Annotated in this window: 28 protein-coding genes; 14 read left to right on the top strand and 14 right to left on the bottom strand. The window is 50.4% G+C overall.

Going from position 1 to position 22,477, the window contains the following annotated elements; all coding sequences use genetic code 11:
- Positions 1-37: 37 nt before the first annotated feature.
- Positions 38-736 carry a metallophosphoesterase family protein gene (locus tag CAFE_RS10135; protein WP_066649925.1) on the top strand — a complete coding sequence of 233 codons (699 nt, stop codon included), beginning with the start codon at positions 38-40 and terminating at the stop codon, positions 734-736.
- 96 nt (positions 737-832) lie between these two features.
- Positions 833-1,204 carry a group II intron maturase-specific domain-containing protein gene (locus CAFE_RS10140; protein ID WP_156990571.1) on the top strand — a complete coding sequence of 124 codons (372 nt, stop codon included), beginning with the start codon at positions 833-835 and terminating at the stop codon, positions 1,202-1,204.
- Between the two features lie 111 nt (positions 1,205-1,315).
- Here the strand turns inward: CAFE_RS10140 and CAFE_RS10145 are convergent, their stop codons facing one another.
- The 7 genes from CAFE_RS10145 to rny form a co-directional block, all read right to left on the bottom strand.
- The gene (locus tag CAFE_RS10145) at positions 1,316-2,125 is read right to left on the bottom strand and encodes a DUF4367 domain-containing protein (RefSeq protein WP_156990572.1); all 810 of its coding nucleotides are present in this window, start codon (positions 2,123-2,125) and stop codon (positions 1,316-1,318) included.
- Positions 2,122-2,676, bottom strand: a complete 555-nt coding sequence (locus tag CAFE_RS10150; RefSeq protein WP_066649938.1) for a sigma-70 family RNA polymerase sigma factor — start codon at positions 2,674-2,676, stop codon at positions 2,122-2,124. Before CAFE_RS10150 ends, CAFE_RS10145 begins: the two co-directional genes overlap by 4 nt.
- A gap of 116 nt (positions 2,677-2,792) precedes the next feature.
- Complete coding sequence (recG, locus tag CAFE_RS10155; RefSeq protein ID WP_156990573.1) at positions 2,793-4,823, bottom strand: ATP-dependent DNA helicase RecG; 2,031 nt, start codon at positions 4,821-4,823, stop codon at positions 2,793-2,795.
- 47 nt (positions 4,824-4,870) lie between these two features.
- Positions 4,871-6,556: a DAK2 domain-containing protein gene (locus CAFE_RS10160; RefSeq protein ID WP_066649940.1), complete on the bottom strand. Its 1,686-nt coding sequence runs from the start codon at positions 6,554-6,556 to the stop codon at positions 4,871-4,873.
- A gap of 165 nt (positions 6,557-6,721) precedes the next feature.
- Positions 6,722-6,982 carry a stage V sporulation protein S gene (locus tag CAFE_RS10165; RefSeq protein WP_066649941.1) on the bottom strand — a complete coding sequence of 87 codons (261 nt, stop codon included), beginning with the start codon at positions 6,980-6,982 and terminating at the stop codon, positions 6,722-6,724.
- A gap of 120 nt (positions 6,983-7,102) precedes the next feature.
- Positions 7,103-7,870, bottom strand: coding sequence for a TIGR00282 family metallophosphoesterase (locus tag CAFE_RS10170; RefSeq protein ID WP_187037224.1), 768 nt, complete (start codon positions 7,868-7,870; stop codon positions 7,103-7,105).
- Positions 7,871-8,002: 132 nt separating this feature from the next.
- Complete coding sequence (gene rny, locus CAFE_RS10175) at positions 8,003-9,592, bottom strand: ribonuclease Y (protein ID WP_066649948.1); 1,590 nt, start codon at positions 9,590-9,592, stop codon at positions 8,003-8,005.
- Positions 9,593-10,148: 556 nt separating this feature from the next.
- Here rny and thrS point away from each other — a divergent pair.
- The gene (thrS, locus tag CAFE_RS10180) at positions 10,149-12,059 is read left to right on the top strand and encodes a threonine--tRNA ligase (RefSeq protein ID WP_156990574.1); all 1,911 of its coding nucleotides are present in this window, start codon (positions 10,149-10,151) and stop codon (positions 12,057-12,059) included.
- A 74-nt stretch (positions 12,060-12,133) separates the two neighbouring features.
- Here the strand turns inward: thrS and CAFE_RS10185 are convergent, their stop codons facing one another.
- Entirely contained in the window at positions 12,134-12,346 is a 213-nt protein-coding gene (locus CAFE_RS10185; protein ID WP_066649955.1) for a hypothetical protein, read from the bottom strand.
- A 364-nt stretch (positions 12,347-12,710) separates the two neighbouring features.
- Between CAFE_RS10185 and nrdD the strand changes: the two genes are divergently transcribed.
- Together nrdD and CAFE_RS10195 are read left to right on the top strand one after the other, a co-directional pair.
- A complete protein-coding gene (nrdD, locus tag CAFE_RS10190) occupies positions 12,711-12,980 on the top strand; it encodes an anaerobic ribonucleoside-triphosphate reductase (RefSeq protein ID WP_066649957.1) in 270 nt (89 codons plus the stop codon).
- A gap of 85 nt (positions 12,981-13,065) precedes the next feature.
- Positions 13,066-13,209: a molecular chaperone GroEL gene (locus tag CAFE_RS10195; RefSeq protein WP_066650120.1), complete on the top strand. Its 144-nt coding sequence runs from the start codon at positions 13,066-13,068 to the stop codon at positions 13,207-13,209.
- A 57-nt stretch (positions 13,210-13,266) separates the two neighbouring features.
- On the opposite strand, the gene CAFE_RS10200 is transcribed toward CAFE_RS10195, so the two are convergent.
- Positions 13,267-14,319, bottom strand: coding sequence for a PocR ligand-binding domain-containing protein (locus CAFE_RS10200; RefSeq protein ID WP_187037219.1), 1,053 nt, complete (start codon positions 14,317-14,319; stop codon positions 13,267-13,269).
- A 118-nt stretch (positions 14,320-14,437) separates the two neighbouring features.
- On the opposite strand from CAFE_RS10200, the gene CAFE_RS10205 reads away from it, so the two are divergent.
- From CAFE_RS10205 to CAFE_RS10220, 4 genes are all read left to right on the top strand, one after another.
- Complete coding sequence (locus CAFE_RS10205) at positions 14,438-15,070, top strand: undecaprenyl diphosphate synthase family protein (RefSeq protein ID WP_066649959.1); 633 nt, start codon at positions 14,438-14,440, stop codon at positions 15,068-15,070.
- A gap of 87 nt (positions 15,071-15,157) precedes the next feature.
- A complete protein-coding gene (locus CAFE_RS10210; RefSeq protein ID WP_156990576.1) occupies positions 15,158-15,310 on the top strand; it encodes a hypothetical protein in 153 nt (50 codons plus the stop codon).
- A gap of 17 nt (positions 15,311-15,327) precedes the next feature.
- On the top strand, positions 15,328-15,564 hold the full coding sequence (locus CAFE_RS10215) for a histidine kinase dimerization/phospho-acceptor domain-containing protein (protein WP_066649960.1): 237 nt from the start codon (positions 15,328-15,330) through the stop codon (positions 15,562-15,564).
- Positions 15,565-15,674: 110 nt separating this feature from the next.
- A complete protein-coding gene (locus CAFE_RS10220) occupies positions 15,675-16,352 on the top strand; it encodes a polysaccharide deacetylase family protein (RefSeq protein WP_066649970.1) in 678 nt (225 codons plus the stop codon).
- A 155-nt stretch (positions 16,353-16,507) separates the two neighbouring features.
- Here CAFE_RS10220 and CAFE_RS19675 read toward each other — a convergent pair whose 3' ends face one another.
- The 4 genes from CAFE_RS19675 to CAFE_RS10235 all read right to left on the bottom strand — a co-directional run bounded on the left by CAFE_RS19675 (position 16,508) and on the right by CAFE_RS10235 (position 19,328).
- The gene (locus CAFE_RS19675; protein ID WP_166525111.1) at positions 16,508-16,663 is read right to left on the bottom strand and encodes a hypothetical protein; all 156 of its coding nucleotides are present in this window, start codon (positions 16,661-16,663) and stop codon (positions 16,508-16,510) included.
- Positions 16,664-16,778: 115 nt separating this feature from the next.
- A complete protein-coding gene (locus CAFE_RS10225) occupies positions 16,779-16,988 on the bottom strand; it encodes a cold-shock protein (RefSeq protein ID WP_066649973.1) in 210 nt (69 codons plus the stop codon).
- Positions 16,989-17,269: 281 nt separating this feature from the next.
- Positions 17,270-17,407, bottom strand: a complete 138-nt coding sequence (locus CAFE_RS10230; protein WP_156990577.1) for a hypothetical protein — start codon at positions 17,405-17,407, stop codon at positions 17,270-17,272.
- A 460-nt stretch (positions 17,408-17,867) separates the two neighbouring features.
- Positions 17,868-19,328 (bottom strand): recombinase family protein, encoded by a 1,461-nt coding sequence (locus CAFE_RS10235; RefSeq protein ID WP_066649976.1) that lies wholly within the window; start codon positions 19,326-19,328, stop codon positions 17,868-17,870.
- Between the two features lie 75 nt (positions 19,329-19,403).
- On the opposite strand from CAFE_RS10235, the gene CAFE_RS10240 reads away from it, so the two are divergent.
- The 4 genes from CAFE_RS10240 (at position 19,404) to CAFE_RS10255 (ending at position 21,565) form a co-directional block, all read left to right on the top strand.
- Positions 19,404-19,694 carry a hypothetical protein gene (locus tag CAFE_RS10240; RefSeq protein ID WP_066649978.1) on the top strand — a complete coding sequence of 97 codons (291 nt, stop codon included), beginning with the start codon at positions 19,404-19,406 and terminating at the stop codon, positions 19,692-19,694.
- Between the two features lie 431 nt (positions 19,695-20,125).
- Positions 20,126-20,272, top strand: coding sequence for a hypothetical protein (locus tag CAFE_RS10245; protein ID WP_156990578.1), 147 nt, complete (start codon positions 20,126-20,128; stop codon positions 20,270-20,272).
- 459 nt (positions 20,273-20,731) lie between these two features.
- Positions 20,732-21,271 (top strand): hypothetical protein, encoded by a 540-nt coding sequence (locus CAFE_RS10250; RefSeq protein ID WP_066649983.1) that lies wholly within the window; start codon positions 20,732-20,734, stop codon positions 21,269-21,271.
- Between the two features lie 102 nt (positions 21,272-21,373).
- Entirely contained in the window at positions 21,374-21,565 is a 192-nt protein-coding gene (locus CAFE_RS10255) for an alpha/beta-type small acid-soluble spore protein (RefSeq protein ID WP_066649984.1), read from the top strand.
- A 168-nt stretch (positions 21,566-21,733) separates the two neighbouring features.
- Here the strand turns inward: CAFE_RS10255 and CAFE_RS10260 are convergent, their stop codons facing one another.
- Positions 21,734-21,988: a hypothetical protein gene (locus tag CAFE_RS10260; RefSeq protein WP_066649987.1), complete on the bottom strand. Its 255-nt coding sequence runs from the start codon at positions 21,986-21,988 to the stop codon at positions 21,734-21,736.
- Between the two features lie 245 nt (positions 21,989-22,233).
- Between CAFE_RS10260 and CAFE_RS10265 the strand changes: the two genes are divergently transcribed.
- Positions 22,234-22,446, top strand: coding sequence for a cold-shock protein (locus CAFE_RS10265; protein ID WP_066649990.1), 213 nt, complete (start codon positions 22,234-22,236; stop codon positions 22,444-22,446).
- Positions 22,447-22,477 lie beyond the last annotated feature (31 nt).

Raw genomic sequence — 22,477 nt, forward strand, 5'->3', positions numbered from 1 at the left:
CGTTCCCTTTGGGAATAAAATAATGGAGGAGACCGGTATGATCTATTTAACCGCCGATACGCACGGGGAAATGAGCCGTTTCGATTCCCCGCAGATGCGCAGATTAAGGGCGGGTGATACGCTGATCGTCTGCGGGGACTTCGGCTTTCTTTGGGACGGGGGAGCCGCGGAGGAGAAGGCCCTGAAAAAGCTTGGCAAAAAGAAATACCGCATCCTGTTTTTGGACGGAGCGCATGAAAATTTCGACCTGCTGGAAAGCTACCCGATTTCCGAGTGGAACGGAGGAAAAGTCCGGCAGATCAGCGGAAATCTGTACCACCTTCTCCGAGGCCAGGTCTATGAAATCGAGGGGAAAAAGGTTTTTGCGTTCGGCGGCGGCGAGAGCACCGAGAAGCAGTTCCGCATGGAAGCGGGCAGATGGTGGGCGAGGGAAATGCCGACCATGGAGGAGATGCGCGAGGGCGCGGAAAACCTGAAGGCCGCCGGAAAAAGGGTGGATTATATTGTGACGCATACTCCGCCGCCCAGAATGGGCGCCGCTCCCGCAGAACCCGGAGCGGGCGGGAAAAACCAGCTCGAAGCGTTTTTTGAGCAGATTACAAAGCAGGTCGGCTACGAAAAGTGGTTTTTCGGCTCCTTACATATCGACCGAAAGGTCACCTACAAAAATTATGCGGTATTTCAGCAGATCCTTCCTGCTTGGGAAGCTCCGTTAAAACGTCACTTCAGAAAATAATGCAATGCTCCGGTTCTGCGGTCCGCAGAACCGGAGCATTTAATAGTGTGCCCGGCATGGGCAGACTCAAGCGGGTGAAAGACCCGAACGCGCCCGGTGGCGGGAAGCGCACAGCTGAACGGCAAGGGATATGAGTGGAAGAAAGTACGAATCCGGCGGTTCGTAACGGGATGGGTGAATTACTTCAAACTGGCGGATATGAAAACCCTGCTCACAGCCATCGATGAATGGCTGCGAGTGAGGCCCCGGACGTACATCTGGAAATGCTGGAAAACGATAAAGAACAAATACCGCAACCTGCGAAAACTCGGGGTAACCCAAAGAAACGCAGGAATCATGGCAAACACGAGAAAAGGCTATCGGCGTGCCGCCGACAGCCCCATCGTGAAGCTTGCTATATCAAAGGAACGCCTTAAGAAAGCAGGCTACACGTTCTTCCTTGACTGCTATGCTTCTGTAAAGGTGTAAACCTGGGAACCGCCGTGTACCGAACGGTACGCACGGTGGTGTGAGAGCCCGGGGGCTATTCGCCCCCTCCTACTCGATTAAGCTTACATCGCGATTTCCGTAACGCAGGAATTACTTTGACTGCTGAAAGGATTCCGCGAACGAAATCAAATCCTGCTCGGAGATATTTTTTTGCGTAGCAATGAAAACACTTGCCTTTCCGGCTTCCCACTCAATGGAACCACCGTCGACCAGAGCTGCGTCATGTCCGTTAATTTTCAGCTGTTTCACGTTCGTGCCGGCGGTTGCCGTGCCGTTTTCAGGGGTGTTGGATCTTTCCTGTACAAAAATTTGCTTTTTTCCGTTTTTATAATACAGATCGATATAGTCGCCGCTGATTTTTCCGTTCTCATCTGAATAAAGTTTCGCACAATCAAACGAGTAGCCGGAGGGCATTGCCGCGGGCAGAAGAGGCTGAAAAGAAAGCTGAGCGGTGGCTTTACTTAAGTCTTTTTCGGTGACGCGATTGTCCGATTGGTCACCGTTTGAAATAGTGCCGAGCTTTTTGCCGCTTTTATCATAGATATCAACGCTTTTGCCCTCCGGCATGCTGGTGATCAGGTTCCCGTTTTTGTCATAGATTTCCGGATTCGAAGGTTCCGCGTTCGGGTCCTCCTGGTAAACGATATTGTGCCCCAGATTGATGGTCTGAAGAATTCCGCTGACCGCGGTTTTCGCGAAAGCCGTCTGGGAAAATCCGATCAGGCAGACAAGACACGCCGCCGCAGCCGTCCAACGGGTTCTCGACCTTGAAGCGGAGAATCCCGCCGCGCGGCGAAACCCGTTCTTCATTTTATTTTTCTCAAAACGGTTCAGCTTCGGGTTTTCATATCCTTCTGTTCCCTCCTGCACATCATTAAGCAGGTCGTAAATGTTTTTCATGGTTTTACCTCCCTAACTTGTCTCAGTTTTTTTCTTCCGCGGGACAAACGGTTATATAAGGCGGATACCTTGATGTTCCGCTCCCGCGCGAGCTGGTCGGCCGGTTTTTCGCAGACATAGCAGTCCCAGAACAGCCTGCGGTCCTCTTCCGGCAGTTCCCGGAGCAAATCCAGGACCGCTTCGCGTACCTCACTGCAGGATTCCGACTGCGGTGCGGCGGAGCAATCCAGTTCCTCGTAATTCAGAGGAAGCTCGTTCCGGTATTTTATGCTTCTGCGCAGGCAGTCGATGGCCTTGTACCGGCACACCGCCGCCAGCCAGCCGGAGAAACTGCTTTTTGTGCTGTCAAAATGGCTGATCTCGTTCCAGACCGCGAGTAGAATGTCGTTTTCGCACTCTTCCCACTGGTTCGGCAGAGCAGACAGGCGTTTTCGCACAATGGACCGTATCATGCCGCCGTAGGAATCGATCACGTAATCCAGTGCCCGTTCGTCCCGCGCTTTCAGTCGGTCCACAAAGTTTTCACGGTTAATCCTTTTTGCATCAAACATGTTATCTCCTTTTCTGCCGTTCCCTGCAAAATTGGCGCGCTCATCTTTACAATTCGCACGCGCCCGTGCAAATCTATCAAAAAAGGCCGCGTTTTTTCGAACGCAGCCTAAAAATATCAATCCGTCCAGTTTTCAAAGAGCTGCCTTACTTCTGCCCGCAGTCCCCGGTGCTCCGGCAGGGAGAGCTCCGGATCCGAATCGAATATTTCTTTCGCGACCGACTGAGCTTCCTGCAAAGGGCCCATATCCGCCATCATATCCGCGATTCTCAAATCGGGAAGTCCGTGCTGCCGGTTTCCGAAAAAGTCTCCGGGTCCGCGGAGTTTCAGGTCCTCCTCCGCGATGTGGAACCCGTCGGAGGTGGAGCACATAATTTTCAGCCGTGCGAGAGCCTCGTCATTCTGTGCCGCGGAAATCAGGATGCAGGCTGACGCGTGGGTCCCGCGCCCGATGCGCCCCCGCAGCTGATGCAGTTGGGAAAGGCCGTAGCGTTCCGCGTTCTCGACCAGCATGACCGTGGCGTTCGGCACGTCGACCCCGACCTCCACGACCGTGGTGGAAACCAAAACGTCGGTTTCCCCCCGGGAAAACCGATCCATCACCGCTTCTTTTTCCTTTGGCTTCATTTTTCCGTGCAGCATGGCGATTCTGCAGTCCGGCAGCCATTTGTTCTTCAGAAGCTCCGTATAAGCCGTCACGCTTGCCATATCGCTGCCGCCCTCCTCAATCGTGGGGCAGATGATGTAGGACTGCCTGCCTTTTTGAATCTGCTTTTTAACAAAGCTGAAAACGCGAGTGCGGTAATCCGGCGTTACGGCGTAGGTCTCCGTTTTCTGCCTGCCCGGCGGCAGCTCGTCCAGTACGGAAAGATCCAGATCGCCGTAAATCATCAGGGCGAGCGTTCGGGGAATCGGCGTCGCGCTCATAATCAGCATATGGGGGCGGCCGCCTTTCGCGGCGAGCGCCGCCCGCTGGGTGACTCCGAACCGGTGCTGTTCGTCTGTAACCACAAGACCCAGCCGAAGGAATTTTACCTCGGCCGAAATCAGCGCGTGCGTGCCGATCAGCAGGTCGATTTCACCGCAGGCAAGCGCGGCGCGCAGCTTCTTCTTTTCGGCGGCGGGGAGAGAGCCGGTCAGAAGGCCGACCCGGATTCCCGCGGGGGACAGCAGTGCCGAAAGCGTTCGCGCGTGCTGCCGCGCGAGAATTTCCGTCGGGGCCATCAGGGCCGCCTGCATGCCGTTTCGAATCGCGGAGTGGCACAGGGCGGCGGCCACGGCCGTCTTGCCGGAACCGACGTCCCCCTGAATCAGGCGGTTCATCGGGAAACCGCCGAGCAGGTCCGCCATTGCTTCGCGAACGGCCCTTTTCTGGGCTTCCGTGGGCGAGAAAGGCAGCAGACTGTAAAATTCCGCTGTGAAGTCTTTCTGAAGCTGAAACCGGCTTCTGGAGCGGGAACGGCCCCCGATTTTCAAAAGACCGAGCTGCAAAACCAAAAGCTCTTCGAAAATCAACCGTCTTCTTGCCAGCGCAAGCGACTCCATGTCGCCCGGAAAATGAATGTTTTTCAGAGCGAAATCCAGGCGGGGAAGGGAATGCTCTTTTCGCAGCATCGGCGGAATCGGGTCGCGGATCGGGTCCGGCAGCAAACGGAGCGCTTCGCGGACCGCGTTTCCGATCATCCGGCTGGAAAGGCCGTTTGTCCGGCGGTAGACGGGCAGAACCTGGGGGCAGGATTCAGCTGGATAAAACTCCGGCGAAGCCATCTCCCGTTTGAGGAAATTAGCGGTAACTTTGCCGTAAAAAAGATAGGTTTCGTTTTCCCGCAGCAGGTTCATGACGAAACGGTTGTTGAAAAAGGTTAGTTCCAGAGTGCTTTCCCCGTCATCCGCACGGGCCTTGTAGAGCGTCATTCCCCCGCGGATTCGAGTCTCGCGGGGCGCCTGAATCACGGTTGCCCGGATGGCGCAGGGCGTTCCCAGCGGAGCGGTACGGATGGGTGAGGGGTGGCTCAGGTCCTCATAGGCTCGGGGGTACAGACGCAGCAAAGCGCCGACCGACGGCGCGCCGAGCTTTCGAAAAAGCTCCGCGCGCCGTTTGCCGACGCCTTTCAGTGTTTGTATTTCCTGTCCGTATAAGCTGGCCATTTTACCACCTGCAAAACGTTTTTTGCCGAATCAGGCGGGCATGGCTGTCATTCAACCGAAACAATAAAGTAGTAGACCGGCTGTCCGCCGTTGACAAGGGTGATTTCAATATCGCCGCTGACTTTGGCCTTGATGCGGTTATACGCGTCGTTCGCCATTTCCTCCGTCACGTCCGCGCCGTAAATCAGCGTGATAAACGAGGTTCCGCGTCCCACCATGGAGCGTGTCAGCTTGGAACAGGCGTGAACCACGTCCTTGCTTTTTTCAATCAGGCTTAATTTGCCGTTCACCAACCCCAGCGTGTCCCCTTCGCGGATTCTTTTTCCCCCGAATTCGGAGTCGCGGGCCGCGAACGTCACGGTGCCGGTCTCAACGCCGGACGCGGCTTCCATCATGCCGACGGTGTTGACTTCGACGCTTCCGTCCGGATTATAGGCCAGCAGTGCGGAAAGGCCCTGCGGAATCGTCCGGGTCGGCAGTACAATCACCTTCCGGTCCTGAATCAGAGGAATGGTCTGCTCAGCAGCCAGAATGATGTTTTTGTTATTTGGCAGAATGATGACGGTCTTCGCCGGAGTCGCAAGAACTGCGGCCATCAGTTCCTCGGTGCTTGGATTCATGGTCTGCCCGCCGCTGACCACCTGAGTGCAGCCAAGGTCGGAAAAAAGCGTTTGCAGCCCTTCGCCCGCGGCGACCGCCACAAAACCGACTTCTTCCACCGGCTCCGCCGGTTCCGGAGCCGCTGACCTTGCTTTGGCGGCTTCGTTTTCCTCGGCGTTTTTCCGGTGCTGCTCTTTCATATTATCAATCTTTACCGTCAGCAGCTGCCCGTAGGCAAGGCCCGCTTCCAGCGCGTTGCCGGGATCCTCCGTGTGTACGTGAACCTTGATGATTTCATCATCGTCCACAACAAGGACGCAGTCGCCCATGCTCTCAAGGTAGGTGCGAAGGTCCTGGGGGTCTTTCGCGCATTCGGAGTTCCTTCCGATAATGAACTCAGTGCAGTAGGTGAAATGAATCACTTCGTCGAATTCGGCGGCCGCATTGCGGAAAAAGTCGCTGTCCAACGTCCTGTCCCTGCCGGGCTGATCGCCTTCCGCCTCCGGCGTTTCGTTTGAAATCACGGTGTGGTCGCGGAACACGCTCAGCATACCGTCAAAAATATGGCACAAGCCTTTGCCCCCGGCGTCGACAACGCCGGCGCGTTTCAGAACGGGAAGGAGCTCCGGAGTTTTGGCAAGCGCTTCCTGTGCTCCTCTGCAAATGGCTTCCCATACCGCTACGGGGTCATCGCCGTCAAGCGCGGCGGCCTTTCCCGCTTCGCATGCGATCCGTGAAACGGTCAGAATCGTGCCTTCGGTCGGCTTCATGACCGCTTTATACGCGGCCTCCACGCCAATGCCGAGAGCCGCGGCAAGGTCGGAGCCGCCGACTTCCTCCATCCCCTCCACGCCTTTCGCGAATCCGCGGAACAGCAGGGAAAGAATGACGCCCGAATTTCCTCTCGCGCCGCGCAGAAGGGCGCCGGAGGCGATCTTTGCGACTTCCCCGACGGAACTCGGCGTTGTTTTAGCCAGCTCCGCGGCGGCGGAGCCCATCGTCATGGACATATTGGTTCCCGTATCTCCATCCGGGACAGGGAAAATGTTAAGTTCATCGACCGATGTTTTATAGCGGATTATATTATTTGCACCGGATATGATAGCGTTTTTTAAATCAATCCCGTTTATCACTTTGGCAGCACTCCCTCAATTCTAACAGCGGTTAAAAGCCGGTTCGATCCGGTTTCATATCGTCTATTATACCATACACTTCCATTGGATTCAATCTTAATAATTTGCCGGAATGAAAGCGAAAAATAAAGATATCCCCACGTAAAGTGAGGATATCGGCATGTATTACCGGGGTTCTACGATGAGCTTGATTGCGGTGCGTTCCTCGCCGTCGATTGTGACGCTTGCAAAAGCCGGGGTGCATACTGCGTCAATTCCCGATGGTGCCAGATAACCGCGCGCGATAGCTATGGCTTTGATAGCCTGATTGGTGGCGCCGGCGCCGACGGCCTGGATTTCCACCGCGCCGGATTCCCGGATGACCCCCGCAACCGCGCCGGCAACGGAATTAGGCGCCGATTTTGACGACACTTTTAAGATTTCCATAAGCTATCCTCCAACTTTTTTTAATAGTAACATCATAAATCGAAAAAAAAGTTTTTGCAAGATATTTTATAAAAAATAATTATAAAATCTAAATTTAGACAGCAATATAGCCAAACTTTATCATAAGATTTGTAGCCTTTCGATGGAAATCGTCTTTCCTGTCTTTTCATCGATGGAAAAAACAGCGCCGTCAATCCGGCAGTCGCCGTCCGCCAGATCAAAACGAACCGGCATTTTCGTCCTCATTTTCTGAATAATAAGTTCCGGTTTGACCCCCAGCACGGATTGAATCGGACCGGTCATTCCCAGATCCGAAAGATACCCCGTGCCGCCGGGGAGAATGGTTTCATCTGCGGTTTGCACATGGGTATGCGTGCCGAAAACCGCCGTAACGCGGCCGTCTAGGTAATAGGCAAGAGAACGTTTTTCTCCGGTCGCCTCGGCATGAAAATCAACCAGTGTGATTTTCGGCACGCCCGCCGAGAGAATCCGGTCGGCCGCGTCGAAGGGGGATTCCATGCTTTCCATGTAAACAACGCCGATCAGATTCAGAACGCCTACCTGAATCCGCCCGAGATCGATGACTTCAAAACCCTTTCCGGGCGCGGACGAGGGGAAATTCGCGGGGCGGAGCAGGGCCGGGCAGGAATCGTAAAGATCGTAGCTCTCCCTGCGGCGGAAGCTGTGGTTGCCTGATGTAATGACATCCACGCCGCTGTCGAACAGATGATGAACGGACGCGGGGGTCAGTCCGTTGCCGTCGGCGGAGTTTTCCCCGTTCGCGATGACCAGATCGATCCCTTTCATCTTTTTGACGGCCGGCAGATGACTGCGCAGAAAATTGCAGCCGATGCTGCCGACCACGTCTCCGATTGCCAATATATTCACTTGATTACCCCCAAAGATGGATAAAAAAGAGGGAACAGCACTCTGTTCCCCTTTCGTTCCAAATGTTTGAACAGGAGAGACGTTCCTCCTGTGCCAGAGTCTGCACCGCAGCTTCAGCTGACGGATGAAATTTCATTTTGCGTATTCAATCGCTCTGCTCTCACGGATTATGGTAACCTTTATCTGGCCCGGATATTCCAAATCACTTTCGATTTTTTTACAGATATCCCGTGCCAGAAGCACCATTTTGTCATCGCCGACGGATTCCGGTTTTACCATGATTCTGATTTCGCGGCCCGCCTGAATGGCGTAACTCCGGTCGACCCCGTCAAACGAGGAGGCAACGGCCTCCAGTTTTTCCAGGCGCTTAATGTAGTTCTCCAGGTTTTCACGCCTTGCCCCCGGGCGGGCCGCGCTGATTGCGTCGGCGGCCTGAACCAGACAGGCGACGATCGTTTTGGCTTCAACATCTCCGTGATGGGCCTGTATCGCGTGTACCACCGCGTCGCTTTCCTTATATTTGCGAGCCATATCGACGCCGATGTCGACATGGGAACCTTCGATTTCATGATCCAGCGCTTTGCCGATATCATGCAGCAGACCGGCTCTGCGCGCAACGGTTGGGTCCAGCCCGAGTTCGCTTGCCATCATGCCGGCAAGATAGGCGACTTCAAGGGAATGGTTCAAAACATTCTGGCCGTAGCTGGTGCGGTAACGCAGCCGTCCCAGCAGCTTAACAAGTTCAGGGTGTACGCCGTTGACGCCGGCTTCAATCACGGCGTGCTCGCCTTCCTGCTTAATGGTGGCGTCCACCTCTCGACGAGCCTTTTCGATTGTTTCTTCAATCCGCGCGGGATGGATTCTTCCGTCTGCGATCAGGTGTTCCAGGGCGATGCGCGCCACTTCGCGGCGGACCGGTTCGAAACAGGACAAAGTAATCGCTTCCGGCGTGTCGTCAATAATCAGGTCAACGCCGGTCATGGTCTCGATCGCGCGGATATTCCTTCCCTCGCGGCCGATAATCCTGCCCTTCATTTCGTCATTCGGCAGCGGTACGACGGAGATGGTGGCTTCCGCTACATGGTCCGCGGCGCAGCGCTGAATTGCGGTCGAAATAATCTCCCGTGCGGTTTTTTCCGATTCTTCCCTCGTCTGCTGATCGAATTCCATCAATTTGACAGCCTTTTCATGAGTTAACTCATTTTCAAGATTGTTCAGAAGATAATCCTTTGCCTGATCCTTGGTGAAACCCGAAATCCGTTCCAGCATTTCAAACTGACTCTTTTTCAAAGCTTCCGCTTCGCCGAGGCGTTCCTCCGCGTGTTTCAGCTTATTGTTCAGGATTTCATCCTTGGCCTCCAGACTTTCCGTCTTTTTGTCAAGTGTCTCTTCCTTTTGCTGAATGCGGCGTTCCTGCCGCTGTATTTCTTTCCGGCGCTCATTCAGTTCGCGCTCGGATTCCGTCCTTTGGCGGTGGATTTCATCTTTCCCCTCCAGAATTGCTTCCTTTTTCTTCGCTTCCGCCGTCTTGATCGCATCGCTTACTATCCGCTTTGCTTCCTGTTCCGCCGAACCGATGGTATATTCCGCAATCTTTTTGCGGTGAGCGACCCCCCCGAGGAAGGAAATAACCGCGGCCACGGCGGCGGCTGCGACGACAGCGATAATACAGGTAATGAGAGTAACAGTCAAATTTTGGCACCTCCTTTTCCTTTTCTTCATAATAAAAATTTAATAAATCATAGAAATTGGGTATCATGGGTGCGTTATCCCATAAAATGCAAAATATTGCATCATGAAAATAATTGTATTACTTTCCATGCCGGTCTGTCAAGAAATTTGCTTAGAAATGCTTCCTGGGTTTTCATAATTTAGGACATGCTGCAAAATGATCGCAGTATCATTCGGAAATGCGGATGCCACGTTGACATTTTATGCATAAGGTGTTACTATAATAATCATTACAAAAGATCTTTTATTCATAGATTTATGAAAACTGAAAAAGCCGAAAATGTTGACGAGGAAGCCTCGTCCGGGACCCCGCTTCAGAGAGCGTGCGCTATGAGCTGAAAGCGTATGCAGCAGGATGGACGAAGACTACCGCCTCCGAGTGTACACCGAAGCGAAAATAGCAAAAGGTGCGCCGGCTGCCGCCGTTATCGGGCCGCAAGGAGGGCAGGAGCATGACTTTTGCCGAATTGGGTGGAACCGCAGGATCAATACCCTGCCCCAGGATTTGGGGCGGGGCTTTTTTTATTTTTCAAAGGAGTGTAACACGATGATTCATGTCAGTTTAAAAGGCGACCTTCGCGACTATGAAAGCGGAACAACCGTTGCTGAGGTTGCGAAATCCATCGGCGCCGGGCTTTATAAGGCCGCGTGCGCCGGAAAAATCGACGGAAAAACGGTTGATCTGCGCACGCCGCTGAACGGCGACTGCAGCCTGGAGATTCTGACGTTTGACGACGCCGAGGGAAAACGCGCTTACTGGCACACCACCTCCCACATCATGGCGCAGGCGGTGAAGCACCTGTTCCCGGAGGCGGGCTTTGCCATCGGCCCCGCGATTGAAAACGGCTTTTACTATGATTTTGATCTGCCCCGCACGCTGACCCCGGAGGATCTCACCGCCATTGAGGCCGAAATGAAAAAAATCATCAAGCAGAATTTGCCGCTTGAGAGGTTCGAGCTGGACCCGGATGAAGCGATCGAACTGATGGAAAAGGAAAACCAGATTTACAAGGTGGAGCTGATCAGGGAACATTCCGGTAAGGGAGAAAAAATCAGTTTTTACCGGCAGGGCGATTACGTCGACCTGTGCGCCGGCCCGCACCTGATGACAACCGGTCAGGTCAAGGCGGTCAAGCTGACCAACTGCACCGGCGCCTACTGGCGCGCGGACAAAAACAATAAGATGCTGCAAAGGGTTTACGGCATTTCGTTCCCGAAAGCCTCCGAACTCGACGCGTACCTGACGATGATGGAGGAAGCGAAAAAGCGTGACCACCGCAAGCTGGGACGCGACCTTGATCTGTTCGATATTTACGACGAGGGCCCCGGCTTCCCGTTCTTTCTGCCGAAGGGCATGGTCCTGCGCAACTTGCTTGAAAACTTCTGGCGCGAGGAGCACGCGAAGCACGGGTATCAGGAGATTCGCACCCCAATCATCCTGAGCAAAGACCTCTGGCTTCGCTCCGGGCACTGGGATCATTATAAGGACAACATGTACACGACAAAGATCGACGACGGGGATTACTGCATCAAGCCGATGAACTGCCCTGGCGGAATGCTGGTTTATAAGCGCAAGCTGCATTCCTACCGCGACCTTCCGGAGCGCGTGGCGGAGCTGGGACTGGTGCATCGGCACGAGCTTTCCGGCGCTCTGCACGGCCTGATGCGCGTTCGCTGCTTTACCCAGGACGACGCTCACATCTTTATGACGCCGGAACAGATCGAAAGCGAAATCCTCGGTGTGATGGACCTGATTGACAGCTTTTACAAGGTGTTCGGCTTTGAATACAATCTGGAACTTTCCACGCGCCCGAAAGATTCCATGGGAACCGACGAACAGTGGAATATGGCGACGGACGCGCTGATTCACGCCTTGAAAGCGAACGGAAAGCTCTATGTTGTCAACGAGGGCGACGGCGCGTTTTACGGCCCGAAGATCGATTTCCATCTGCGTGACTCCATCGGAAGAACCTGGCAGTGCGGCACGATTCAGCTTGATTTCCAGATGCCAGAGCGGTTCGACCTGACCTATACCGGCGCCGACGGCGAAAAGCACCGCCCGGTTATGATTCACCGCGTTATTTTCGGAAGTATCGAGCGGTTTATCGGAATTTTGACGGAGCATTATGCAGGAGCGTTCCCGCTGTGGCTCGCTCCGGTTCAGGTCAAGGTGCTTCCGATTTCGGACGGCACGCAGGAATATGCCCGGAAGGTGGCCGATGAGCTGGCCGCGGCGGGCCTGCGGATGGAACTTGACACGCGCAATGAAAAAATCGGCTACAAGATTCGCGAAGCGCAGCTTCAAAAAATTCCTTACATGCTCGTAATCGGCGAAAAGGAAGCTCAGACCGGGGAAATTTCCGTTCGCAGCCGCAAGAGCGGCGACCTGGGCGCCATGAGCCTCTCTGAATTCGTGAAAAAGGCTTCGGAAGAAGTTGCGACAAAAGCAAAAGACTGATTTCCATAACAATGCAGCGAGAGGGCCGTACCCGCATAAACGGGTACGGCCCTCCTTTTGATGCAGCCTCAACCTCAGCTTTTCCTTTTTGATTTGATCCACTCAGCGAAAAGATCTATCAAAAAACATGTGGCGTAAGCGAAACTGAAATTTAGCAGTGCATGAATCCACAGGGGCGGATAGGTATTGTTGTAAAACCATGGGCGCAAAAGCCTGGGCAGAACGGTGCCGCCAATCGCTACCCCAAGGCTGACGCCGATGGCGGATTTCAGGGCTCTTTTGACCACCAAATCCCTCCTCAGTAAAATTGCCCGTTTCGGTTGTTATCAGCAAGCTTTGGCTGTCCGTCTCGACGACGAGAGCAAAACCTCGCGGGGCTTTGTAATTTGGCCGGATGTAATTCACTATGATGCTGATCATTGGATCGTCGTTACAGTTTGCGTCAGTTGGGCTAATCATAGAGCCATATCATACCATAAATTTTGTTTCACAACGTTAAGTTTTCGTAAATTTTAGGCGAAGGCCGGCAGGATGGACCGGAGCCTTGGGCTTGTACGGCAGATTGTTAAACTATATATAGATTTACTATTGACGATTCAGTCAATATATTGTATGATATGAAAACAGATTAAGAAAGAAGGCTGTTTGAAGATGCAGACGAATGTAACGGTTACCGGGAATGGATTGGCAGAATCAGAGGTCAATAACTATATTCAGTATGTCAATCAGAAGAATCCGGGCAGAGTCATCAAATCCCTGCGGATTGAGCCGGACGGCGACTATGTGAACCTGTCCTATGAGCTGGAGCAGGTTCCGTTTGAGAGGATCCGCCGGATCACAGGGTATCTGGTCGGGACCATGGACCGCTGGAACAACGCCAAACGCGCCGAGGAGCGGGATCGCGTAAAGCACGGGATGTAATATTTTTATTTTGGGAGGCGATCGCTCCGATTTATGGTTTTTCTCTGAAGAAAGGGAAATGCTAATCGACGGGGTGATCGTGTTTATGACTGAAATTGACCCAAAAATGAAGGATCGATTTAATTCTCTGTCAGAGGATTTGAAATCGGAGATCATGAAGCAGAATGTTCAGATCCGCAGCCTTCAGGATCTGATTCACTGCCTTGAGAAAATTGTAAAAGAAGGCTGACGAAAAGAACGCCGCGCGGCTGTTTGGCCGTGCGGCGCATCCTTGTTTTATGGAAATTTAGAGTTCGTCCTTGTCTTTCAGCATGTTGTCCAGTTCATCCGCAAGATGGACGATCTGCTGGACCGCGTTGGAGACGTCCTCCAGCGCTTTTGCCTGCTCGTGAGATGTGCTCAGGGTCACTTCGGAATGGGTTACCGTTTCGCTGATGGATTTTTTGATTTTTTCCGTCAGCAAAGAAATTTCATTGGCTGTTTCTTTGGAATTATCCGAAAGATTTTTGATCTCTCTGGCTACGACCGCAAAGCCTACGCCCGATTCGCCCGCGTGGGCCGCCTCGATGGAAGAGTTGATGCCGAGGATTTTCGTATTCATCGCTATTTTGTTGATCAGCGTAAGAATATTTCCGATTTCGGCATTAAATTTTCCTATCTGTGCAATTTCCTGATTTAAATCTTCCTGCTCGCCCATAATACTTTGTGAAGACGATGCGAGTTCTTCCAAGGTGGCGGAAATTTCAACAAATTTGCCGGCAAGTCTTTTTGCGATCGTTTCCAGCTGCAGCCTTGTGTAGCCGCTTTGCGCGAGGGAATTTACGACAATAAAGAGTACTTCTGCCGCCGCCGAGATGCGTTCGGATTTGGTCGCTTCGATTTCATGAACGGCGTTCACCAGCCCGTCTTCGCTAACTCCGATTTCCTGCGCGGTCTTTCGGTATATTTCTTCATCCGGGCTGCCGGCAAGGCACTGCCCTCCGAGCACGGTGCCGACAAGCTCGCCGCCCACCATGACGGGAGCCGCAAAATCGATCAGACCGGCGTGGCAGTTGCCGATACAGGGGCGTCCGGTTTTGGCGGCTTCTAAGCCCATTTGATGATGGGATTCCGCACAGCGTCTGTCTCCGATTGTGGATTTATGTATAAATTCGGTGCAGAACTTTGTGTAAGAGCTGGGTTGGGTGACCGGATTCCCGCCGCGGTCAACCGTGACGCTCGCGCAATTCATCCCTTTGGCGAAATTATCCTGAAATTTTTGCAACAGGACAATGTCCACAATGTCTGTGATTTCCAATGCCTTTAAATCAATTTTTTCATGGTCCAGAAGCTTAATCACAAGTCCATCCCCTTTTTACACTATTTTATCATTTCCTGGAAAATGTTATCAGTTGAAAGGAATTATAAGGAATTAATCAGATTGGTAATAATTTCCTGATTTAATTAAAGGGATTTTTATGGAACAGTTTAAAAGAATACCCGCCCACATCGGCATCATTCCGGACGGAAACAGAAGATGGGCCCAAAGAAACGGATTAAGGAAAGAAGACGGGTATGGGCACGGCATTCAGCCGGGATTTGAGCTTTATCGTCTGTTGCTGGAATGCGGCGTGAAAGAGGCGACCTTTTACGGCTTCACCAAAGACAATAATAAAAGGGCGAAAGAGCAGCGCGACTCATTTACGAAGGCCTGTGTGGATGCCGTCGAACTTTTAAGCGGCAAAGACGCCAATTTGCTGGTCGTGGGAAACGCGGAATCGCCTGCTTTCCCAACGGAGCTGAAAAAATACGCAAACCGAAGGGTTTGCTTCGGCAAGGGAACGATCAATCTGAATTTTCTGGTGAATTATGACTGGGAGTGGGATATAAACGGCCTTGCACAAAACGGGCGGATCAAATCGTCCGGAATTCCAAGAATGGATCTGATCATCAGGTGGGGCGGGCGGAGACGTTTAAGCGGCTTTTTGCCTGCGCAGTCGGTTTATGCGGATTTTTACATCATAGACGATTTTTGGCCTGATTTTAAGCCTTCACATTTTTATGAGGCTCTGCGGTGGTATCAGAATTGTGATGTAACACTGGGTGGTTAGCTCTTAAATTGTTCATAAAAAATTCATAATTTTATGTTATTATGTAAACAATACTTTAAGATCAAATTGAATTACGGGAGGTCTAAAATGAAAGTGAACTCTAAGATTGCGCTGCAAAGCAAGTTAAGGGTGTTCCTGGCTTATTATCACACGGCCGAGAAGGAAAATGATCAGGAACGCAAGGACAAGCTGGAACCATATATTGAAGACCTCCGGGAAGAAATTAAAAATACGGAATAAGCAGGCAGAGGCTCCGTTTGGGAAACCCAAACGGAGCCTCTGCCTTTTTCATGGCGGCCAGACGGGAAAGCCAGAAACTGTATCGCCTCAGGCAGGATTTCACGGCAAATATTTCCCACGAGCTGCGAACTATCGTTATGGTGATCCGGGGATCGCTGGAAGCCGTTTTCGGCGGTATGGTGACGGATCCGGAACAGATCGGCAGCTATCACCGTCAATATGCTTGGCGGAAACATGTTCCTGCAATGGCTTGAAAACGACCTTCTGGATCTTAACGCGCCTTACAGAATACGGATTTTCGGATAAACCGGTTTTATGTTATCTTAATACGCATATATTTTGAAACAGAAAGGGGAAATAGACTATGCGTGTCATTACTTTTACCCGTAAAAGGATTCTCACCGTTCTGTTCTGCGCTTTGGCCGTCGTAGTGGCAGCCGCCGTAGGAGTTCGCAGCGTGCAGGCCGTACAGGCCTCGTCTGCCAAGCGGCTGCTTCCGATTTACAATGTAAAGACGGAGGAAAAGAAAATCGCCATATCATTCGACGCGGCGTGGGGAAATGAGGAAACACAGACCCTGATTGATATTTTAAAGCAATACAATGTGAAAACGACCTTTTTTGTAGTCGGCGCATGGGTCGATAAATATCCGGACTCTGTAAAAGCTTTGGCGGCGGCGGGGCATGAAGTCTGCAACCACTCCGATACGCATCCCCATATGCCGAAGCTGTCTGAAACCGATATGAAAAAGCAGATTGTTTCCTGCAATGATAAAATTAAAGCGGTTACAGGCGTCAGCCCGATTCTTTTCAGGCCTCCATACGGCGATTACAATAATGCAGTGGTAAAATCCACCCAGGATTTAAATATGTATCCGGTTCAATGGGACGTTGAACCATATGATATAAGAATAAATATGTTTATGCAGCAGCCTTTCGTCCGAAATGTAAAATCAGCCGCCCGAAACGGGCGGCTGATCAGTCGGAATCGTTGCATTCTGTATTTTTACTTTTCAAAGGATTTTCTGGTGAGTCGTTTTTGAGCCGCTCTTGCCATTCAGCGGCGAGCGTTTCTTGAATTTTTTTAAAGTCAGGCGAGTCCTTTTTATAACTTTTGATTTTCATGGAGATATTTCCCTTTCAGCCAAAGCAGAGCATAAACAAACAAGGCTCCTACTGTAAAAGTAGAAGCCGTAGGTTACTCTTCCAAAATTCCGATCTCGTTTTGGAGGTCGCTTATGATAGGCGCAAGAAGAATCATACGTTTTAGGTCTTTGGTTCTTTTCGCTTCTTGATAACAGACCGTATACACGGTAAGTTTGCTTTTAAGAACCACGATGTTGTTTTGATTCATGTTCGACCTCCGTAAAGATTCACTGTTTACATCAAACAAAACAGCAAACGGTTTTGGCGAAAATTAGACGACCTAAAATAAGAAAAGAACCGCCCATATAGGGCGGAACGGAGGTTTATGCGATACGTACGTTTGACGCGCGCAGCTTTCCGTTGCGGGAATCCGTTTCAGTATCGTAAACTACTTTCTGGCCTTCTTCCAATGATTTATAACCGTCAGACTGGATAGCGGAGAAATGCACGAAAACATCCTCGCCGCCATCATCGTTGGAAATAAAGCCATAGCCTTTATCTGCGTTAAACCATTTTACTGTACCGTTATTCATAAACAGGTACCTCCATTAAATTAAATTGTATCCGCCGCGTAAAAAAACTCACATTTTTTGTAAATCTTCAACAATGTGAATGACTTACAAAAAATGTGAGACATTTCGTACATTTTAGAATACTCCTAGAGTATACCACAGCCCTGTGAAAAAATCAATGACATTATATGGAAATAAAAAACTTTCGTTTGCAGCTGAGGGCGCGCCCGGGTCAGCGCTGAGCTATAAAAGGAAATAAGAGCAAAAAAGTATCCGTAACTTTATCGTCACGGTTTCTTGTACTATTTGCCGGCCCCTGCTTTTGGGCTCTTGATTTTTTCAGGATTAAATTTTTTAAATGCCTCCTGATTGATGATCCCTTCAAGAAATTTTTTCTTATCTTTTTCCGGAAGTTTTATAACTTCATATATAACGCCCATGGTTTTCCTCCTTTCTATAATCCATCATATGCTGAAACACGTGCAAATGCAAGCAAGATTATGTAAACTTTAAGTTGGTTTTTGTTAAAATGCAAATTTTAATGCCATTCTTTCCTATCCACAATTTCAACCGAGTTATCAACATATAGTATTCAAAGATTGAAATTGATCAATATCATGTGGACAGCCTTCGTCCGTTTCTTTTTTTATTTGACAAAAGCAATGAATCGTGCTACACTACAAAAGTTGGAAATATTCAACAAGCCTAACTTTTCATGCCAAACCGAAGGCTTTAATTTCGGCGTTGGAGTCATTTTAAACTGTTTTAAGGACTAAACAACAAAAGCAGGGATAGCAGTCGATAACCCGGGCGTAACACGGGACAAAATATTATGGGGCATCCGTTTTGAACGGATGCCTTTTTCGCGCCTGTTTTTAGGGAAGGAAAGGTTGTACTTAACTATTTAAATATGACTTTCACGTGCTCAGGTCCCGCCTCCACACGGGAGACAAGCATGTGAGCAATAGCTTTCTTCGCGTCGAAGTCCAGCTCTGCGAACGGCACATCCGGAACACTCGGACGGGGGCGGTTCGAAACGGTATTGATGAGGTTCAGCAGCTCGCTTCTCCGGGAGTCCAGAGCCGCTATACGCTGGTTCATATAACGCATGGTAATTTCATTAGACTCTTCCAAACGGTCGATCAGGTTTTCAATCTGACCGTCGATTTTGGCGACTTCAATTTTTTCAGCGTTATGGCTGTCGACCGGCTCATCCTTTTCAGGCGCGTCTGCAAGGCGATCCAGTTCCGCCTGAATTTGTGCAGCGGCTTCATTTTCGACTTCCCGGACGCTCTCCGTGTGCTTTGCGTCGCATAGGTGCAGATTGGATTTACCGGAGCAATAAAAATATAGATATCCGCGCGTATGAATCACCCTGAGCGAATAGCCGCATTGGTCGCACTTGACCAGACCGGAAAGCCAGGTATATTTCCCGCATCCGGTTCGCTTCAGCTGCCGATTGCTGTCCAACTTCCGCTGGCAGGCGAGGAAAGTCCGTGAATCAATGATTCCGTCATGCGCGGTAAGGGCGATAAGCTGTTCGTCCAGATTTGCGTACTTATTCGCGCCGCGGTCCCGCCTGCCCCAGATGAACAGCGCTTTTTTACCGGTAAAGTCGTCGATTTCGTTGAAGAGGATCAGGCCTTTTTCGCGGTAATAGTAATACACGTCCGCGTTGGCCTTAACGTAAACGGGGTTATGAAGAATCCTGCTGATAGACACATTATCCCATGTTTTGCGCCCGATTCCGGTGATCCCCTGCTTGACCAGCAGGGCGGCGATGCTGCCGAGCGAAACCCCGGAATAAGCGTAACGCTCAAAAATTTCTTCGACCGTCTTGATGTGTTCGTTGGGAACGAGGACGGAGGCGGCTTTTCCACCCAATACGGTGCGTTTTACGGAGAATCCGAACGGAGCCGGTCCTCCGGGGTATACACCGCGTTTTGCGCGCTGGTAGTAATTATCCTTGATTCGCTCCGCGATCGTTTCACGCTCAAGCTGGGCGAATACCATGATGATATAAACCATTGCCCGGCCGACGGGGGTGGAAGTATCGAATTTTTCGTTAACCGACACAAATTCCGTTCCGTGTTCTTTCAGCATATCCCATACTGCCCCAAAGTCGGTGATGGAACGGCTGATCCGGTCCAGGCGGTAAACGATGATTTTGTCAACTTCTCCCCGCTTGACGGCTTTCATCATTTTTTGGAACGCCGGTCTGTCCGTGTTCTTGCCGGAATATCCGCGGTCGGCGAAAACCTTCGGCTCTTCACTGCATTCTTTGCGGCATAGCTCGATCTGGCCGTCAATGCTCAGCGAATCTTTTTTGTCAACGGACTGGCGGGCGTAAATGGCGATCATAAGCAATCTCAATCCTTTTTTATCTTGAAATTTGCAGGAGTGAATGATATACTTTACGAACAAGGCGGTGTTATAATGCTGGACAAAAATGATTTGCAGGCAATTGCCCAACTTATGGACTTGAAATTGCAGCCTATTAATGGGCAACTGGATTCTATGGGAAAACGTTTCGATTTTATGGGGAATCGTTTGGATTCGATGGAAAAAAGGTTGGATTCCATGGAAAAACGGTTGGGTTCCATAGATGAGCGCCTTTCCAGCGTGGAAGAAGACACGAAAGTAACCCGCAACGCGGTAAATGACCTGATTGAATGGGCCGATGATGCCAGCATTCAAATTGTTCCGTTGTTCAAGAAGAGCAAATAATCAGAGCAGTAATCCCCCGCGCCGGGTTTGCGGCGCGGGTTTTTTTATCGCTATCTCTGAAAAATCCTCCGATATGGGATCGCCCTCTCAGGCGGCCGCTGAAAGGGTGGGGCCCTGGTTTATACATAGTAACGGTTTAAGACGCTGTTTCAGACAGCCTGTCACGATCTGTGGTTACGGGCTCTTTTTTGCTCATTTCCTAACAGGGAATCAACTGTTACGAAAGCTGCGATTTCGCACAGACTTTTAATGGCTTTATCTTATCATTAACGGCATGGTTAAACGAGAATATTTTGCGATTTTTTATTATTTTTTCAATAACAGTACTCTTCAGCATCGATCATGGCGTCTTTGCCAAAGCAAAGCCGGATTAAATTTATCGGAAAGATGTACAACCAGATGGACATAAAAATGATTCGGGGGTGATAGGGTTGCCGCTGAAATGTGAGGTTGTACATAATCCGAACCGAACTCCGGAGGACGACCGGGTCGCGTACCGGCGGATCTGCGAAATTTACAAGGAGTTTCACGAAAGGGAGGCGGCCCGCAAAGCCGCGGAGCAGCAGGAAAAGGAATAGGATAAAACGCTGGACGTTGAATCTGGAAAACAGGAACAGGACAATGACAGCCGCGTCTGCGGATTTGCAGAAAATTCCTAGAAGAGCCCAAATGTTAATTTTATATCTTTTGTTGATTCTCTTGACTGGAAAAACCCCACTCCGCAACAGATTATTGACCGCGTAACGAAAAAGGTAAAACCCGGTTCCATTGTTCTGTTTCATAACGGAGCCAAAAACACGCCCGCGGCGCTGCCGGCTGTTTTAAAAACACTGCAGTCGGAGGGATATACCATTGTTCCGGTTTCCCAGCTGATTGCAAAGGATCATTACACGATTGACCCGGCCGGAATGCAGATTCCAAATTCCCCGTCAAAAAAATAAGTACCTCCAAAACGATTTGGGGGCAATTACCTTACATATTTCAGCGGAGCAGGTAAATACTGTTTTCAGAATTTTGAAAACAGGGGCGTATGATTCATGGTAAACATTTTTTTATGCGGAGACCTGAACGACACGTCCGTATCGCAGGCGCTGATTTCTGCACTTCCACAATACGGAGGGGTAAGATATTCCGGCCCGAACCGTGTTTCGGAATACGGTTCTTCCCCGGAATATTTCTTATATGAATACGAAAAATTACCTGAAATCGGCCTGAAAAGAGGGATGGTGCTTTTCAAAAATGGGTTTCCACCCCAAAAACCGCTGCCATGCCCTCCGGGGTTCCTTTATGTTTTGGAATCGAAAAACGTCAATGCGGCAGCACTGCTGAAAGGATCCGAAGCTACCGCGGTTACCTGCGGCACAAGCCCAAAGGACACCCTGAGCATAGCGGGGCTGGAGGACGGGACGGCGACTCTGAGTCTTCAGAGAACACTGAACACGCTGGACGGGCAGGTGCTGGAGCCGCACGATTTTAACGCAAAATTCAACACGCTCATCAGTCCCCACCAGCTGCTTATGGTATGCGCCGCTTTGCTGATTGCGGGCGTGGATTCATTCAAGGAATATAATCTTTAGATATTGAAAAAATTTACATTCATAAAAAAGAAATCACAACGCAAAATAGTAAAGCAAACGCAAGGGAAATGAAATAAGATTGAATGAAGGAGTGTTGCTTTTATGTCCAGTAACAAACATGTTGTTCCGGAAGCTCGTGAAGCTCTGGATAAGTTTAAGATGGAAGCTGCGTCCGAAGTCGGTGTGAACCTGAAACAGGGTTACAACGGAGATCTTTCCACGAAGGAAGCCGGTTCTGTCGGCGGCCAGATGGTAAAGAACATGGTCAAGAAATACGAGGAAAGCATGAAATAACTTTCCGCAATTCTTCATCCCGTACTTTGACCGTCACCCATTGGGGCTGACGTTGTAAATTCTAGGGCCGTCTCAAAATAGCTGGTAAGGCTATGGCGAGGCGGCTTCTTTTTGCGCTTTTTTAAAAAGCCGGTTCCGTTTTTGCGGGACCGGCTTGGAAAATTCGGCTTAGGATTTTTTTCCGCCGATTTTATGGTGACGAAGAGGCTTCCTTCGGATTTCCGGGTCGTCTATCTGCCTTGGCGCGGGGACTGAATAGATATTGGAATAGTTTTCGGCTTCGTCTTCCGTCGCGGGAAGAGACGGCATCAGGCCGGTACACTCCATGGCGGAAGCAGCCGGCTGTTCATCCATGAAAGAAACATCGTCTTTCAGTTTCAGCCTTGGTTCTTCGTTTTCTTTGCTTGATTTATTCTGTTCCATTTTATACTCCTTTCTTTTTCGTTAGTTTCTCCGGCTTGCCGCACATTAAACGGAATTTTTAATTAAGGCTTTAATAAGATTCAGTTTGACAAAGAACGGGTTCTATGTTAAAATGATTACCGTCTTCTAAATGTGCCAATGGAACTCACATCTTTATGTAAGTCATTGAACGTTTAATGATTTGCGCTGGATGTGAGTTTTTAGTTTCACATTAGGACATACTAATATCGGAGGTGCTTTTCGAAATGAATAAAGGCACGGTAAAATGGTTTAATGCGGAAAAGGGCTATGGATTTATTTCCAACGACGACGGCGGCGAAGATGTGTTTGTACATTTTTCCGCTATCCAGGCTGACGGATATAAAACTCTTTCCGAAGGTCAGAAGGTTTCCTATGACACTGAAACGGATTCCCGTAACGGCAAGCTGCGCGCTGCCAATGTCCAGGTGATCGAGTAAGATCGAACTCAAAAAAGCCGCCTCCTTCGGG

The sequence above is a fragment of the Caproicibacter fermentans genome (assembly GCF_009746625.1).
In the GTDB taxonomy this organism is placed as follows: domain Bacteria; phylum Bacillota; class Clostridia; order Oscillospirales; family Acutalibacteraceae; genus Caproicibacter; species Caproicibacter fermentans.

Excerpts from the sequence above, each read along its gene's own strand:
- CAFE_RS10150 (WP_066649938.1), bottom strand. The coding sequence starts at position 2,676 with ATGTTTGATGCAAAAAGGATTAACCGTGAAAACTTTGTGGACCGACTG.
- CAFE_RS10260 (WP_066649987.1), bottom strand. The coding sequence starts at position 21,988 with ATGGAACAGAATAAATCAAGCAAAGAAAACGAAGAACCAAGGCTGAAA.
- CAFE_RS10240 (WP_066649978.1), top strand. The coding sequence starts at position 19,404 with ATGCTGGACAAAAATGATTTGCAGGCAATTGCCCAACTTATGGACTTG.
- CAFE_RS10230 (WP_156990577.1), bottom strand. The coding sequence starts at position 17,407 with ATGGGCGTTATATATGAAGTTATAAAACTTCCGGAAAAAGATAAGAAA.
- rny (WP_066649948.1), bottom strand. The coding sequence starts at position 9,592 with ATGAAGAAAAGGAAAAGGAGGTGCCAAAATTTGACTGTTACTCTCATT.
- CAFE_RS10205 (WP_066649959.1), top strand. The coding sequence starts at position 14,438 with ATGGAACAGTTTAAAAGAATACCCGCCCACATCGGCATCATTCCGGAC.
- CAFE_RS10225 (WP_066649973.1), bottom strand. The coding sequence starts at position 16,988 with ATGAATAACGGTACAGTAAAATGGTTTAACGCAGATAAAGGCTATGGC.
- CAFE_RS10145 (WP_156990572.1), bottom strand. The coding sequence starts at position 2,125 with ATGAAAAACATTTACGACCTGCTTAATGATGTGCAGGAGGGAACAGAA.
- recG (WP_156990573.1), bottom strand. The coding sequence starts at position 4,823 with ATGGCCAGCTTATACGGACAGGAAATACAAACACTGAAAGGCGTCGGC.
- CAFE_RS10265 (WP_066649990.1), top strand. The coding sequence starts at position 22,234 with ATGAATAAAGGCACGGTAAAATGGTTTAATGCGGAAAAGGGCTATGGA.
- CAFE_RS10210 (WP_156990576.1), top strand. The coding sequence starts at position 15,158 with ATGAAAGTGAACTCTAAGATTGCGCTGCAAAGCAAGTTAAGGGTGTTC.
- CAFE_RS10165 (WP_066649941.1), bottom strand. The coding sequence starts at position 6,982 with ATGGAAATCTTAAAAGTGTCGTCAAAATCGGCGCCTAATTCCGTTGCC.
- CAFE_RS10220 (WP_066649970.1), top strand. The coding sequence starts at position 15,675 with ATGCGTGTCATTACTTTTACCCGTAAAAGGATTCTCACCGTTCTGTTC.
- CAFE_RS10255 (WP_066649984.1), top strand. The coding sequence starts at position 21,374 with ATGTCCAGTAACAAACATGTTGTTCCGGAAGCTCGTGAAGCTCTGGAT.
- nrdD (WP_066649957.1), top strand. The coding sequence starts at position 12,711 with ATGCAGACGAATGTAACGGTTACCGGGAATGGATTGGCAGAATCAGAG.
- CAFE_RS10135 (WP_066649925.1), top strand. The coding sequence starts at position 38 with ATGATCTATTTAACCGCCGATACGCACGGGGAAATGAGCCGTTTCGAT.
- CAFE_RS10235 (WP_066649976.1), bottom strand. The coding sequence starts at position 19,328 with ATGATCGCCATTTACGCCCGCCAGTCCGTTGACAAAAAAGATTCGCTG.
- CAFE_RS10250 (WP_066649983.1), top strand. The coding sequence starts at position 20,732 with ATGGTAAACATTTTTTTATGCGGAGACCTGAACGACACGTCCGTATCG.
- thrS (WP_156990574.1), top strand. The coding sequence starts at position 10,149 with ATGATTCATGTCAGTTTAAAAGGCGACCTTCGCGACTATGAAAGCGGA.
- CAFE_RS19675 (WP_166525111.1), bottom strand. The coding sequence starts at position 16,663 with ATGAATCAAAACAACATCGTGGTTCTTAAAAGCAAACTTACCGTGTAT.
- CAFE_RS10195 (WP_066650120.1), top strand. The coding sequence starts at position 13,066 with ATGACTGAAATTGACCCAAAAATGAAGGATCGATTTAATTCTCTGTCA.